Source organism: Enterococcus sp. C50 (assembly GCF_040887505.1).
In the GTDB taxonomy this organism is placed as follows: Bacteria; Bacillota; Bacilli; order Lactobacillales; family Enterococcaceae; genus Enterococcus_B; species Enterococcus_B thailandicus.
This window is the reverse complement of sequence record NZ_JBFOFW010000002.1, coordinates 296,327-308,411: the sequence shown is the minus strand read 5'-3', so window position 1 is coordinate 308,411 and position 12,085 is coordinate 296,327. Positions and strand designations below refer to the sequence as shown.

23 protein-coding genes and 1 tRNA gene are annotated in these 12,085 nt (G+C 36.6%); all 24 read right to left on the bottom strand.

Annotated features, from left to right (window positions below; translation table 11 throughout):
- Positions 1-13: 13 nt before the first annotated feature.
- A complete protein-coding gene (locus AB3I20_RS04075; protein WP_368026986.1) occupies positions 14-589 on the bottom strand; it encodes a hypothetical protein in 576 nt (191 codons plus the stop codon).
- Between the two features lie 6 nt (positions 590-595).
- Positions 596-889, bottom strand: coding sequence for a hypothetical protein (locus AB3I20_RS04070; protein ID WP_368026985.1), 294 nt, complete (start codon positions 887-889; stop codon positions 596-598).
- Positions 886-1,113 (bottom strand): hypothetical protein, encoded by a 228-nt coding sequence (locus AB3I20_RS04065; protein ID WP_368026984.1) that lies wholly within the window; start codon positions 1,111-1,113, stop codon positions 886-888. The genes AB3I20_RS04070 and AB3I20_RS04065 overlap by 4 nt, the downstream gene beginning before the upstream one ends.
- Positions 1,114-1,340: 227 nt before the next feature.
- Positions 1,341-1,414, bottom strand: a tRNA-Ile gene (locus AB3I20_RS04060).
- Positions 1,415-1,740: 326 nt separating this feature from the next.
- The gene (locus AB3I20_RS04055; protein WP_368026983.1) at positions 1,741-2,127 is read right to left on the bottom strand and encodes a hypothetical protein; all 387 of its coding nucleotides are present in this window, start codon (positions 2,125-2,127) and stop codon (positions 1,741-1,743) included.
- Between the two features lie 12 nt (positions 2,128-2,139).
- Positions 2,140-2,553, bottom strand: coding sequence for an ArpU family phage packaging/lysis transcriptional regulator (locus AB3I20_RS04050; protein WP_368027031.1), 414 nt, complete (start codon positions 2,551-2,553; stop codon positions 2,140-2,142).
- A 78-nt stretch (positions 2,554-2,631) separates the two neighbouring features.
- Complete coding sequence (locus tag AB3I20_RS04045) at positions 2,632-2,928, bottom strand: hypothetical protein (RefSeq protein WP_368026982.1); 297 nt, start codon at positions 2,926-2,928, stop codon at positions 2,632-2,634.
- A complete protein-coding gene (locus AB3I20_RS04040) occupies positions 2,925-3,095 on the bottom strand; it encodes a hypothetical protein (RefSeq protein ID WP_368026981.1) in 171 nt (56 codons plus the stop codon). Before AB3I20_RS04040 ends, AB3I20_RS04045 begins: the two co-directional genes overlap by 4 nt.
- Positions 3,092-3,424, bottom strand: a complete 333-nt coding sequence (locus AB3I20_RS04035) for a hypothetical protein (RefSeq protein WP_368026980.1) — start codon at positions 3,422-3,424, stop codon at positions 3,092-3,094. Before AB3I20_RS04035 ends, AB3I20_RS04040 begins: the two co-directional genes overlap by 4 nt.
- Positions 3,421-3,831, bottom strand: a complete 411-nt coding sequence (locus AB3I20_RS04030; RefSeq protein ID WP_368026979.1) for a hypothetical protein — start codon at positions 3,829-3,831, stop codon at positions 3,421-3,423. The genes AB3I20_RS04035 and AB3I20_RS04030 overlap by 4 nt, the downstream gene beginning before the upstream one ends.
- The gene (locus AB3I20_RS04025; RefSeq protein WP_368026978.1) at positions 3,828-4,181 is read right to left on the bottom strand and encodes a hypothetical protein; all 354 of its coding nucleotides are present in this window, start codon (positions 4,179-4,181) and stop codon (positions 3,828-3,830) included. The genes AB3I20_RS04030 and AB3I20_RS04025 overlap by 4 nt, the downstream gene beginning before the upstream one ends.
- Positions 4,178-4,354: a hypothetical protein gene (locus AB3I20_RS04020; RefSeq protein ID WP_368026977.1), complete on the bottom strand. Its 177-nt coding sequence runs from the start codon at positions 4,352-4,354 to the stop codon at positions 4,178-4,180. The genes AB3I20_RS04025 and AB3I20_RS04020 overlap by 4 nt, the downstream gene beginning before the upstream one ends.
- The gene (locus AB3I20_RS04015) at positions 4,351-4,962 is read right to left on the bottom strand and encodes a DUF1642 domain-containing protein (RefSeq protein WP_368026976.1); all 612 of its coding nucleotides are present in this window, start codon (positions 4,960-4,962) and stop codon (positions 4,351-4,353) included. The genes AB3I20_RS04020 and AB3I20_RS04015 overlap by 4 nt, the downstream gene beginning before the upstream one ends.
- The gene (locus AB3I20_RS04010) at positions 4,955-5,122 is read right to left on the bottom strand and encodes a hypothetical protein (RefSeq protein ID WP_368026975.1); all 168 of its coding nucleotides are present in this window, start codon (positions 5,120-5,122) and stop codon (positions 4,955-4,957) included. The genes AB3I20_RS04015 and AB3I20_RS04010 overlap by 8 nt, the downstream gene beginning before the upstream one ends.
- A 12-nt stretch (positions 5,123-5,134) precedes the next feature.
- A complete protein-coding gene (gene dcm / locus AB3I20_RS04005; RefSeq protein ID WP_368026974.1) occupies positions 5,135-6,277 on the bottom strand; it encodes a DNA (cytosine-5-)-methyltransferase in 1,143 nt (380 codons plus the stop codon).
- A 13-nt stretch (positions 6,278-6,290) separates the two neighbouring features.
- The gene (locus AB3I20_RS04000) at positions 6,291-6,944 is read right to left on the bottom strand and encodes a hypothetical protein (RefSeq protein WP_368026973.1); all 654 of its coding nucleotides are present in this window, start codon (positions 6,942-6,944) and stop codon (positions 6,291-6,293) included.
- A 13-nt stretch (positions 6,945-6,957) separates the two neighbouring features.
- Positions 6,958-8,928, bottom strand: a complete 1,971-nt coding sequence (locus tag AB3I20_RS03995) for a tyrosine-type recombinase/integrase (RefSeq protein WP_368026972.1) — start codon at positions 8,926-8,928, stop codon at positions 6,958-6,960.
- Between the two features lie 11 nt (positions 8,929-8,939).
- Positions 8,940-9,647, bottom strand: coding sequence for an N-6 DNA methylase (locus tag AB3I20_RS03990; protein ID WP_368026971.1), 708 nt, complete (start codon positions 9,645-9,647; stop codon positions 8,940-8,942).
- On the bottom strand, positions 9,648-9,818 hold the full coding sequence (locus tag AB3I20_RS03985) for a DUF6877 family protein (protein ID WP_368026970.1): 171 nt from the start codon (positions 9,816-9,818) through the stop codon (positions 9,648-9,650). It lies immediately after the preceding gene.
- Positions 9,815-10,024 (bottom strand): hypothetical protein, encoded by a 210-nt coding sequence (locus AB3I20_RS03980; RefSeq protein ID WP_368026969.1) that lies wholly within the window; start codon positions 10,022-10,024, stop codon positions 9,815-9,817. The genes AB3I20_RS03985 and AB3I20_RS03980 overlap by 4 nt, the downstream gene beginning before the upstream one ends.
- Before the next feature lie 16 nt (positions 10,025-10,040).
- Positions 10,041-10,265 carry a hypothetical protein gene (locus AB3I20_RS03975; protein WP_270608660.1) on the bottom strand — a complete coding sequence of 75 codons (225 nt, stop codon included), beginning with the start codon at positions 10,263-10,265 and terminating at the stop codon, positions 10,041-10,043.
- Positions 10,237-10,764, bottom strand: a complete 528-nt coding sequence (locus AB3I20_RS03970) for a Holliday junction resolvase RecU (RefSeq protein WP_368026968.1) — start codon at positions 10,762-10,764, stop codon at positions 10,237-10,239. Before AB3I20_RS03970 ends, AB3I20_RS03975 begins: the two co-directional genes overlap by 29 nt.
- Before the next feature lie 5 nt (positions 10,765-10,769).
- Positions 10,770-11,087, bottom strand: a complete 318-nt coding sequence (locus AB3I20_RS03965; RefSeq protein ID WP_368026967.1) for a hypothetical protein — start codon at positions 11,085-11,087, stop codon at positions 10,770-10,772.
- A gap of 3 nt (positions 11,088-11,090) precedes the next feature.
- Positions 11,091-11,894 carry a hypothetical protein gene (locus tag AB3I20_RS03960; RefSeq protein WP_368026966.1) on the bottom strand — a complete coding sequence of 268 codons (804 nt, stop codon included), beginning with the start codon at positions 11,892-11,894 and terminating at the stop codon, positions 11,091-11,093.
- Between the last annotated feature and the right edge of the window lie 191 nt (positions 11,895-12,085).

Here is a 12,085-nt window from a genome sequence, read left to right as displayed (position 1 = left end):
GACATCAATTATATTAAGCGTCTCTCTTGTGTCCGATGATCTTTCGGTCTAAGTGTTCACTATCATCGGACATATCGTAATACTCAATCGAGATATCATTGGCTCCATCAGGTGTTCTACTACCATCTTCCTCCGTATGATAATGATATTGCATATCCACTAAGCCGAAACCATCTTTCGCAGGTCCATCCAAACGCTCACCTTTGTAATAAACTTCTGGTACTGAGTCAGTGTCTTTTAGTTTGATTTCCAAAAGATTGCCTTTAATTTCGCCACATCTGGAACAAGTTTCGTTCTGTTCTTCAGCAGATTTGCGTTTTATTTCTTCATCGTATTCTATACATTCAGGATCAGTGTCCCATGGATCCGTGTATTTAAGCACTGTATATTTTGAAGCGAATTTATTAATTGGTTTCTCATTTGCACTCACGATGAACCTCTCAATAAATTTAGTTACTTTAGGATTCTTAACAATCATTGTTCCATTTGGTAATATAAAAAGAACATTATCATCCTCTAACATTCCATCTATCGAAGTTTTAGTGTCCGAGTACTTAGTATCAACTTCTAGTTCAAAAAATTTGTCCATCCTTATTTACACACCCTTCTTCACCTTATCTACATATACATTTACTAACGCTTCCTGAACTTTAAATATGCCTTCAATTCCCAAAAAAGAAACATCTAAGCTCATTCGCTCTTTCAAGAACTTAGCATTGTGTTCAGCATTGAGTGTTTGTTCTGCAATGAAATAATTTAATGCAGCGACTTCATCCATCTTCAAACCAGTCAAACTTATGATATTCATAAACAAATTAGCTAGTTCATCTAAGTCTTTTTCTTCTCTTATCTTCTTGATGATTTTTATATAGTCTGTGTTGTCTTTCATCTAATGTACCTCCCAACATTTTCTTGAATGTGTTCTTCATCAAATTGACCGACACCGCAGTAAATTAAACGACAGCTATCTATTTCGAAAGGAGTAGCTTCTCTCGTCATCTCAATGATTGAGTATTTCTTTTTTATTTGAACTGACTGTACGGCTCTCACAGGATCTTCATTATTCGGATGAGGATATTTATTTGATAGTGATACGTACCAGTAGCTTCTCATTAGCAATCTCCTTTCGAGCAAAATAAAAAGACCGCTCAGTGAGCAATCTTAACGCCATTCTGTTTTCCCGCATTTCACGCAACCCCAGATTTTGTCACAATTCCGTATATACAAAAACACATAATCATGAGCACATTTTCTTCTTTTCCAAAAAGATAATCGTTTTGTCTTAGCAAATTTTTCTCTATCTTTATCTAGTCTATCCATATAGCACACCTCGCTTGCAATTGATGTAGCTAGATTTGAACTAGCGACCTCTCAGTTATAAGCTGAGCGCTCTCGCCAACTGAGCTACACATCATAAATAAAATAGACAGCAACCTGTTGAAATAGATAAGAGGAATGTGTTTTATTTTTTTGTTGGTTGCTGTCTATCTGTTAAAAAAGAGCTGTTTGTTGACTGAAACAAAATAAACGATGTTCTTTTTATTTTTGTTTTTGTGAGTAGTCTTCAAAAACTCTCTGTAAAACAATTCAATCAGTCGAAAACGCATGACAGTTAAAGTAGATTGACTTTTCACGCTGATTGATTGTTTCGTGTCGCTTTGTTTAATCTTTCGACACTATCATAATATCACCGTAAAACGAACCAAAACCGCCACATTTCCGCCAAAAAACCGCCATTTTTTAAGCGTCAGTCACTACACATAATTTGTCTTTGACTTTTAAAGCACAAACACTATAATAGTATCCTCCATTCCCATCATCCGCCGTGCATTCCGCTTTAGCGATTTCATTTCTATTATGATAAACTATGACTTCAGCATAAGATGTATGTCCATCACCATTGTCTATACGCTTACCTTTATCAAAGATTTTTATATCTGTAATAACCGCATCGAGTTTTACATTTGTAAATTCGCCTTCACTCCATGCGCAACAATCAGACTCACTACATACAACTTCTATTTTTGTTCCATCTTCTAAAATTAATTCACTTTTTGACCAGTTTACGATTTTTTTGAAAATAAGATCATTTTTCAAATCTTTTAATGACACGTAACCTTTCCACATTGCGTAACCCTCCTATTTATAAACGATTACTTCACCACATCTATACGCCTCAGCAAATTCAATCAATGCTTCTGATTTCATACGTTGAACACTTCTTTCTGAGTAACCAATCTCTCGACTAATTTTGTAATTCGAATAAGTATCAGTTACACAGTAACTCCAATACAGTATTTGACGACTATTTAAGCTTAATGACATAAGTCCAGCAAGTATTGCGTCACGTTCATTCTCTATGTCTACTAATTGGATAACTGCATCCTCTGTTTTGTTACCGTAGCGTTCGACTTTTGGCATATCCGTTATAATCGGTGATTTAACATCTATTAAAGAGCGTCCTGCCATCCGCTCCAAACGTCTAAAATTCTTTAGTACATTTCTTGCATTGCATCTTGTCTGCTTAAAATCTGGTTCACGTAACAATTGCATCAAGTCAAACCGCCCCTTTTTTATGTTATAATGTCTTTGCTGAAAACATTTGCCATGACCGGGACGGTCTGGCTTTTTTTATTTGCTTGGAAATGGTTCAATGTCACTTAATCGAGCAACTGTGACATTTTTCTTTTGCATAGCTAATGCTTCATCACAAGCTACTGTATTTTCAATTCTGATAATGGCAGAATTTGTATTTATTTTTTCTATATAACCTCGCACTGGATAAATAAATTCTTCTACAACACATCGAATCATTTGACCAATTTCAAAGTCAGATTCTTCTTTCTTCTTCGGTCTTTTGGTTGGCATATCTAATCTTAATCCGCCGATTCCATATGGGTCTTTATAGAACTCATCTTTTAATTTCATCGCCCATTCTCCTTTTGTGAATACTGATTCACCATATCAATGGCTTTTTCAATGAATGCGATCAATAATCCTTTGTAGATAAAACGAGTGTAGCCTTTTGAATCAGCAAATTTCACTGATGGTCCAAATAGCGCTACAACGAAAATTAACATTGCTAGTTCATTCATTTTTTATTTCCTCCAATGAAATGATTATATTTCTTAGTTGAAAAACCACACCGTCGATACTCCTTCAATCGTTTTTCAGGTGCTTCTAAATCAACTAAAATAAATCTTGGCGACAGGTAGAATCCTTCTATTTTCACAGTATGACTTCCTAGTTGATTGCATTTTAGTATCCCAAATTCGTCTCTATACTCGTGATCAAGATCCTTAGCCACTTCTGCAGACTCTCCCGACATTAGAAACATTTCTTCGTCGTCACAAAGACTATAAGTCTCATCGAAATTTCTTGGATATCTAGCTAAATTGCGTTTGATAAAAATTTGTACGTTCATTCTGCTATCTCCTTGTCGATTACTTTTATATCCCATGAACCAATTGAACCTTTCATCCAAAAAGAACCAGTTCTAAAACTGTCGTCAATCACTGTTCCTTTATCAACTTTCTCATAAAAAGCACGATCAACTGGTATAGAAAATTCCACAGCATTTGCTTCATCTTTCATATGTTCTGTAAAATCCAATGACATATGACTTTGCTTAATTTGAATTGTAACAATATATCGTTTAACATCCGATGTGTCTTTCAGATACTTTACAGCATCTTCTAAGTCTTGCTTTTCTTGATTTAACTGATTGATATTATCTTGAATGAGCTGTTGTTCCGCTTCGCTTTCACTGATACATCCAGATAGAATAGCTAGTGAGATTGCAACAGATAAAACAAAATAAAGCTTTTTCATTCTGCTTCCTCCTTCTTAAAATTCTTAACAAGCTCAAGCACATCGTGAGCAGTCATGCTACCTTCTTCTATCATGTCGTAACCTAGATGGTACTCAATCTCTTTTATTAATTCGCCCATGATCACTTGCTGGGCATTGTTGAGTTGTGGTTGTTTTAAATGCCAGTCATCACATTGTAGTTCTCGTCCATCGTCCAGTTCTATGAGATATTGCCAAGTCCTTCCGTCCAGTACAATAGTTTTTATGACTCCTGTAACACCTCTGAATCCTCTGTCAAGCAAAATACTATGCGTAGATGTCACTCTATCACCTATATTAAATTTTTTTATGTGTTCAATTGTCTCACTCATCCTTCTACCATCTCCTCAGCCTCAATAATATTAGAGCTATCAACACCAATACTTGTGATAGTGATATTAGGATCGTGTATAGGATAAACTAAAGCGTTGATAGCAGCCTCCCTAGTTTCTGCTACGACCTCATAAACATCTTTGCTTTCTAAAACAACTCTAAATTTTTTCATCCTTCCACCTCATCCACTTGCACAGCAAACGCCCAATATTTTTCATCGGCTGATTTGATTGTGGCTTCATCTAATTTTGTTTTAAAATCTTTCTCAAAAACTTTTCTAGACTCACTTGTAGGGAAAAACATAGTTTCATCGCTAGTAATGTCGTATCCTAAATACAAAAATTCTGTTTTAAGTTCAGCTGACTCTTCGTCCCAAGCCCTGAAAGGCATTTTCACGTAATATAACGGCTCTTTCTCGACCTCATAACCGTATCTCATCGCATCAGCCAAAATAAATAATTTGTCTGTATCCCAACTCAACCAATCGTAAAAAACGCTAGGGTAGCACCATTTATCGCTTATGAATCCATCTGAATCTGTTGCATACTCAATTTCACTATATAATTCGATTAAATCAAATGAACATTTATGGCTTTGCAACCACTCCACAACAAACTTCTCGTGCTGTTTAAAGATAATTTTTTTCGTCTCGTCTAGTTGCTTTGCTAAAAAAATTCCTGCTTCTATTGCTTTGTTGTAACATGCAGACTTTCCTGACGCTTCGTCTGTGTTCTCGAATTTTAGTTTTTCTAATTCTTCAATCAATTCTTGTTTATTCATCGTGTTCTCCCTCCAAGCGAATCAAAATAGCATTTAATTGTGTGTATTCCTCAATTGTCAATACTGCAAAACCACTATCTAACTGTTCCTTGTTGTTTGTTGCCACAATGTCATCAATATGTTCCATAATTTCTCTTGTTCTGAGTTCTCTGTTATTCATCGTGTTCCTCCTTCATAATCTCTTCGCAATATCTGCGATAACTGGCACAGTCACACTGTTTCCAGCTTGCTTATATAATTGACTATCGCTGTTTACTCCTTTTGCTCGATCAAATGCCCAATCTGGAAAGCCTTGCAGCCGCCAACATTCGCGAGGTGATAGTTTTCGGATCTTAAATCCGTCATAAATCCCTGCATCTGATTTGCTAGCTTTTAAAGTTCTGCTCAATCCCGGGAGAACACCTCTATTAAATCGCTGAGAATCATTGGTATAAACACCGCCGATCAATAACAAATTATTCTCATGCCAACTATGAGAAGATAAGGTAGGCGATATATCATGCAATCCTCCTTCGTTATATCCTCGTGGTTTTTGAAGAATAGCAACTCCGTGTCGATCTTGAGCAGTGAGTGTAAACATTTCTTCACCATCATCTTTAACCCGTCTTCCATTTTGTCGTTTTTCTACTCGATCAGGAGTTAAGACAGGTATTGCTATTTTTTCTTCATACTGTTTACGTTCAGCAATATACGTTCCGGTTGATTGTGCTTCAGTTCTTGTTGTAAGTGTATTGGCGAAAATTTGTTGTCCTTGTACCTCAGTAAGCGTTCTGTCGTTTTTTTCGAAAGGAAATATTTTTCTGGTACGTTCTCCTCTAAGATGTCCGACAATGAAAACTCGCTCCCTGTTTTGTGGAACGTAGTCTTTAGAGTTAAGCACTTGCCATTCCACATCATACCCGATGCCATCCAAGGCTCCGAGGATTGTCTCAAACGTAGCCCCTCCTTCGTGGTTAAGTAGTCCTTTGACGTTTTCAAGGAATAGATAGCGTGGTCTGAGAATAGATGCGAACCTTGCAATTTCAAAGAAGAGAGTTCCTCGAGTATCTTCGAAACCTCGTCGCTTTCCTGCAATTGAGAAAGCTTGGCACGGAAATCCTCCACAGATAACGTCAATATCTCTGATTCCTCGAATAAACTCATCTGATACTGTTGTGATGTCATGCATCTCTACCTCATTTTCTGTATTGTGTATTGCTTTGTAACTAGCTCTTGCGAATTTATCAATTTCACAAAAGCCAACACATTCATGTCCGGCGGATTCCATGCCTAATCGAAATCCGCCAATTCCTGCGAATAAATCAAGAAACTTCACTTGCTACACCTCTTCATCCAAAAAAATTATATGTGTGCCAAGGTGATTTTTTTCTTGCTCGCGCTAGCGATTCTTCAGTCGTCAGCGGCTTATATGATATATCGTGCTTTTTTAAATAGTCATGTAAGCTCGCATATTTTACATGCAGAATTTTTGATATATCTGCTGGACAAATCCCCTCTGACGCTAATTGTCTGATTTCCTTATCCATTGCTTCAAGGGACTGTTTCTTTCTTAGTCCTAATTGCACAGCACGTTCAGTAACTGCTTTGTGACTTCTTCCGAGATTGCGAGCTATAACTTTATAACTATAACTTTTATGATGCTTTCTAATGTACTCGTCTTCCTGCAAAGTCCAAATCCTGTTAGCATAATAGTCTTTTCGTTTGTTACGTATCAGACTCAAATGCAGTTGAACAGCGTTGCCACTACGACCTAAAAACGCCGCAGCTACTTCTAAATCGCTATCTTTTTCTAATGCGAAATACTCAAGATAAATTTCTTCATCCTCATCCCAAAAATTTCTTTTTTCAGCAAGTCCCATTCTTTGAGCTTTATGTCGTACAGAATTTGAGCTTCGCTTTAGATGTTTAGCAATCTTTTCAGAAGTAATTTTTCCGTAATTATTTTTTAAATAATCTAAATCAGATTCAGACCAAGTAGCCATCTGCATCACCTCCTCAGATTAGCCCCAAAATCATTGAAGTGCCCTTCTCTTCCGTTTCTTTAAGAAGATGCCCATAGGTCTTCCGGATCATGTTTGTATCTGTATGCCCCAGCCGTTTTGCTACCACTTCGATTGGTACTTTTTTCGCCATTAAGTAACTAGCTTGCGTATGTCGCAACTTATGAACTGAAATTGGTTTAATATCAATTTCTTTCAGCATGTTAGCTAAGCGATTATTTATATTTGAGTTATAAACGTTCGTATTTTCTCCTAGACCTACAAACAAGGTATTTTCCACAGTGTCTTGTTTATGCTCATCTTGCCATCTTGCAAAAAGCTCAAGCATAATCATCAGCTCAGGGTCAACAGCTACTTTGCGTATTGAAGCAGAATTTTTGGTAAGGAGAAATTGATTCATGTCTTTGCTCTTTCGATATCCCCAAGTCTTATCAACATTCAATTCTGATGTTTCTTTTAAGATGTCGTCTCTTGTTAATCCAAGGATTTCACCAAAACGCATTCCTGTTTTTAAAGCCACTAAAATTATCATCATCGCGCTTTGCACGCTAATCGCCCCACTTGTTTCCGGAGGATTATATAAAGATTTTTGTATCTGCAAAATGAGATGTCGTTTAAAGCGCTGATATTCGTCTATTTCCAGCCACTTTTTTTCTTCTCTCTTTTTCTTTAGTTCCATCGGCGATAGCTTTTGTTCCTTGTACACAAGTTTGATGTTGGCCGCTGGATTGTATTCAACTAGTCCGTCCCCCATTGCATCTTGAAAACAACTCTTCAAAAACTGTAAACTTGTTTGAACAGTTTGTTTTGACCGATTCACGCCGTACGCATTAAAATATTCTTGCAGATCACTACGTTGAATATCTTTAAGCTTCATCTTTCCAAGCTTTGATTCAAACAAATTGCAATACATAAAATAGTATTTTTGTTTTGTTCTTTCAGCGATAGACTCAAATCGAAAAGTGAGTGCCCAATACTTCCACCAATCAGCTAACGTCAGCGCTTTTTTTTCAGCCTTTGTTTTGAACGAAACAGAATCCTCAAAACCGTATCTAATTGCTCGAATCTCTGCGCTGAGATTTTTTGGGCTTGATTTAATTGAAATATTATTTTCAAATCCATAACGCAAAAGCGCTTTGATAGTAAAACCTGTTTCTTTCGCTATTTCTTCAACATAGCATCCTTTTTCAACCAAGCGCACAACCAGACTTTCATGCTCTGGTAAATCATCATATTTTGTACTCAATCCAAGTTTTACCTTTTTGGAGCGGATAGAATCATACGTGCGTCCTATTTTTTTGCACACTTCGCTGATTGGCATAACACCATGACTGTCAATCAACAGTCTTTCTTGCTCTTCATTCCACTCGTGATCCAAAAAATAGGCATCTTTCAATTTTAGTTCTCTGCATCTTTTTTTAATGACGCTTTTAGATTTTCCTAGCTGCGCAACTAATTCTTCAACTGGTAATTTATTGAGATTTTCTTCTAGAAAGGCATCTTGAACCGTAGTCCAAGATGACGGACGCCTCTTTTTAAGACCCAAATCTTTGATTTTCGATTTGATACGTTCAGTTGATTTTTCTAACACTTTTTCTAATTCGGCGTAAGGAGAGTCTAAATGTTTTTTTAAATATTCAATATCTTCCTCACTCCAAATGACTTCTCGTGTTTTTTTGACAAGTTTCATCGACCGAGCGAAACTGTATACTTTCGCTTCACTGCAATGAACTTTTTCAGCGACTTCACGAGTTGAACGTACCGGATAGTTTTCGACAATAAAATCAATTTCATCATTCGTAAAATCAAAACGATGCGAACTTTTTACTAGCCCCAATTTGTATGCTTTCATGCGCACAGATTGCTCTGAACGCTTTAATTCCTCTGCAATCGTTTTGAGATACCATTTGCCGTATTTATCTTTTAGTAATTGCTCTTCTTCGCTTGTCCAAAATTTGTTTTCCAAAATTTCACCTTCTAAAATAAATTAAGCTGTGTAGCGTCCTCCTCAGATCCATACGCTTGTAAATATTTATCTGCAATGGATTTTGAGCTTTCAATATGCTCGATTGGATCTTCAATCCACTTATTAACATCAAATTCTTTTCCTACATTTTTGTTGTGTGGCATGATATTTAAGCTGCTAAATGTCATATAATCGTCTAAATCATTTTGAATAAAATAAACCTGTTTTACTTCTCGTGATAACACATCACCATGAATTACGACTGCGTTCATTCCTCGTATCAATAAATTGAATAGCAAAAATGGTAATGCTCTGTCAGATAGTTCTTCACACTGATAGTAGTAATTTGAAGGCTTGTATGCTGAAATTGGGCATCTCATTCTATCGTCATGCCACTTTTTAATCGTCAAACCGCCCGTGCCAGAAGCAACATCTAAACTTGTGCCAGATCCAGTTTTTTCATTTTGTGTAAGTGCTGATAAAAGTGTCGTGAGCGATTCTGGCGTAAAATCTTGTTTCTTTGTTTTACGTTCTGCATATTCTTCTTGAAAGTAAATGTGAAACCAATCGAAACTCAAATCTGTTTCGTATTTCAGAAATTCTTTGAACATCTCTTCTCGTTTTTCTTTGTCAAATAGCTTTTTCATCAAAATTACTGGCATTTTAAATGAATCATCAACGCCAACAACTTCATTGATTGTTTTGAAATCAAGTGTCATTCATTTCACCTCTGCAATCTCTGCCATAACTAAATTTTTCAAATATCTAAGTTGTTGCTTTACATAGTTTTCATCTTTGCAGCACTCTAAGCGATGATTCACATCTTTGAGTACGGCAAGCGGAAAACTGTATTGACTTAGCAACTCGTTGATTTCATCGATCGCATTCACTTTTTCATCCACTCCTGATTGCTCAGTCCACTTTTTCTCAGAACTTTTATCGGACGTCCACCTGTGTTATCAGCTACTAGCTTTGCTTCTTGATACGAGGTGAATAAGCTCGCTTCTTTTGATGAATCTACTTGAACGCCATCTGATCCCTGATAAACCGATTTTTTGACTACATAGCCATGTTCCTTAATGCCTTTTTTCGCCATATGTGCATCTCCCTATTTAAAATTTGATTGGCTCCCACTTTTTTGGACCCGTCCATCTCCAAAAATTCCCCTTTGTTCCGATGAGAATAAAAACTGACATTCCTGTTTCATCTAAACACTCTGCAATAAACTGACTTTTGTTTTTCTCATTGACTTTGACAGACATCAAACGCCATTCACGCTTATCACAGAATAATTCCATTCGCTTTTTTTCAATCGCTAGTTGAGAAAATTCTTTCATCAGCCAGTCCTCCCAAAAAATCGACATAACCGGGCGTTTTTACGGCAAAGGCTGCTAAGTCTTTTTCAGTTAAATATTTTCGTCCATACTCTTCTTTCATCTGTTCCCATGCGCTCCACGGAACGAAGGCATAGGTTTTTCCGATGCTACAGCAGACACCACAAATTGCCCCCAAGTAGTAGTGACTTGCTAAGCGGTTAGTCTGTTCTTCACTTAAAACTGATTGTTTCAATTTATCTGTGCTTGTCGCTTTTGCTTCAAACACGATTGATTGGCCACCTTTGATTGTTCCTTGAAAATCTGGTTGTGCATGACCTGTGAAGCGGCCAGAAAATGTGCCGTCTCGGTTCGTTTTTGTCGTACGGAACGGTTCTGGCGTTTTATCAATTTCAGCAATGCCTTTTGATCTGTAGTATTTACAAGCTAGTACAATCAAATCTTCTAACTGACGACCTCGATTATTGTTTGCTCTACTTTGCCAACTTTTTGAATAACTCATGCTTATCAATTCATCCTTTCACTTTTCGGAATACCGATGATGGAAACTAATCCAACTGGCATCTCCATTTGCCAATCTAAAATAATTCCTTTGGTTCCTTGAAAACGATAGCCATCAAATCCACCAAAAACAGTAGCTGCAATATCTTCGATTCTTTGTGGTTGATTTACTTCTACTTTGATGAAAAATAATCCAACATCTTTATTTTCAATTTCGTATATATAACCTTTTCCGTTTACGCTGACAGATATAACTTTGTTTTTCCATGAGTGGAAGCCATCTCTAATCTCATCGATCATTGCTTGAATATTCGCTAGTCGCATGACTTACTCCTCCTTCTTAATCATCTGTAAATACAGATGCCAGCCCTTCAACTCATTGAAGACCGTTTCTATTTTCGTAATGTGGTATTTTGGATATTGTTTTGCTAATTCTTCATAACCTGAATCATTTGATAAACAATATTTTTCGATTTTTCTACGTGTGTATTTTGTGTTGTTGACCTGTTTTACTGGTTTTTCTAAGTTTCTTGAGCCAGACCAAGTTTTTATACCCTTTCTCCATCGTGGCTTTTTCTTTAAGTAACGGACTAAAGCTTCTATACCATCTGAATCTGGTTGAATAATTCGTACATTCGTACGCCCTAGAGATTCCTTCTTTTTTCCTCGACCAGTGGACCAACACTCTTCTACTTCATCACGACTAATGCCACCACTCATCAAAAAATGGAAATGGATCCGTTCAACTGCTTCTCCTGACTCATTCAATTGATATTCCATAACGTACAAATATTTGAGTTCTTTTTTTGCTTTTTTGTATTTATTTCGCACTTTTCGGATAAATGTATCTTTGAATATCTTTTTGGCTTCTTCTGGTTTTTCTGGTATGTGTTTATCGTTAAATGTGAATGTGCCGTAATAATCGCCTCTGATAAAATTACCTTTAGCCAATAACCCAAAATATCTGCGACTGCGCTTGTCGTTATTATTTGCTTGGGCTGGCTTGGGCAACACTTCTTTTCGCTTCTTTTTTCTGCTATACGGTTTAGCTGCTTCTACTGGAACTGGACAAATATCCACTTCTTGATAGTCACCAATCGACAGCCTCTTCTCCTGCTGAACAAATAACATTACACTCACTCCTGAAAATCAATAATCGTTTAATGCTCTTGTGTTAGTACCAATTACAAGGACGATAAAACGTTGTTTTAGCAACGTTTGTTTGAATATTTATTCCAGAAATGATATAATGTATTTGTTCAATATTTTCATTTCTGGAGAAAACCCTGTTAAAAAACAGGGCATCTTCAAAACTATTTTTG

Coding starts and splice junctions, on each gene's coding strand:
- AB3I20_RS04075 (WP_368026986.1), bottom strand. CDS start 589: ATGGACAAATTTTTTGAACTAGAAGTTGATACTAAGTACTCGGACACT.
- AB3I20_RS04070 (WP_368026985.1), bottom strand. CDS start 889: ATGAAAGACAACACAGACTATATAAAAATCATCAAGAAGATAAGAGAA.
- AB3I20_RS04065 (WP_368026984.1), bottom strand. CDS start 1,113: ATGAGAAGCTACTGGTACGTATCACTATCAAATAAATATCCTCATCCG.
- AB3I20_RS04055 (WP_368026983.1), bottom strand. CDS start 2,127: ATGTGGAAAGGTTACGTGTCATTAAAAGATTTGAAAAATGATCTTATT.
- AB3I20_RS04050 (WP_368027031.1), bottom strand. CDS start 2,553: ATGCAATTGTTACGTGAACCAGATTTTAAGCAGACAAGATGCAATGCA.
- AB3I20_RS04045 (WP_368026982.1), bottom strand. CDS start 2,928: ATGAAATTAAAAGATGAGTTCTATAAAGACCCATATGGAATCGGCGGA.
- AB3I20_RS04040 (WP_368026981.1), bottom strand. CDS start 3,095: ATGAATGAACTAGCAATGTTAATTTTCGTTGTAGCGCTATTTGGACCA.
- AB3I20_RS04035 (WP_368026980.1), bottom strand. CDS start 3,424: ATGAACGTACAAATTTTTATCAAACGCAATTTAGCTAGATATCCAAGA.
- AB3I20_RS04030 (WP_368026979.1), bottom strand. CDS start 3,831: ATGAAAAAGCTTTATTTTGTTTTATCTGTTGCAATCTCACTAGCTATT.
- AB3I20_RS04025 (WP_368026978.1), bottom strand. CDS start 4,181: ATGAGTGAGACAATTGAACACATAAAAAAATTTAATATAGGTGATAGA.
- AB3I20_RS04020 (WP_368026977.1), bottom strand. CDS start 4,354: ATGAAAAAATTTAGAGTTGTTTTAGAAAGCAAAGATGTTTATGAGGTC.
- AB3I20_RS04015 (WP_368026976.1), bottom strand. CDS start 4,962: ATGAATAAACAAGAATTGATTGAAGAATTAGAAAAACTAAAATTCGAG.
- AB3I20_RS04010 (WP_368026975.1), bottom strand. CDS start 5,122: ATGAATAACAGAGAACTCAGAACAAGAGAAATTATGGAACATATTGAT.
- AB3I20_RS04000 (WP_368026973.1), bottom strand. CDS start 6,944: ATGGCTACTTGGTCTGAATCTGATTTAGATTATTTAAAAAATAATTAC.
- AB3I20_RS03990 (WP_368026971.1), bottom strand. CDS start 9,647: ATGACACTTGATTTCAAAACAATCAATGAAGTTGTTGGCGTTGATGAT.
- AB3I20_RS03980 (WP_368026969.1), bottom strand. CDS start 10,024: ATGGCGAAAAAAGGCATTAAGGAACATGGCTATGTAGTCAAAAAATCG.
- AB3I20_RS03975 (WP_270608660.1), bottom strand. CDS start 10,265: ATGAAAGAATTTTCTCAACTAGCGATTGAAAAAAAGCGAATGGAATTA.
- AB3I20_RS03970 (WP_368026968.1), bottom strand. CDS start 10,764: ATGAGTTATTCAAAAAGTTGGCAAAGTAGAGCAAACAATAATCGAGGT.
- AB3I20_RS03965 (WP_368026967.1), bottom strand. CDS start 11,087: ATGCGACTAGCGAATATTCAAGCAATGATCGATGAGATTAGAGATGGC.
- AB3I20_RS03960 (WP_368026966.1), bottom strand. CDS start 11,894: ATGTTATTTGTTCAGCAGGAGAAGAGGCTGTCGATTGGTGACTATCAA.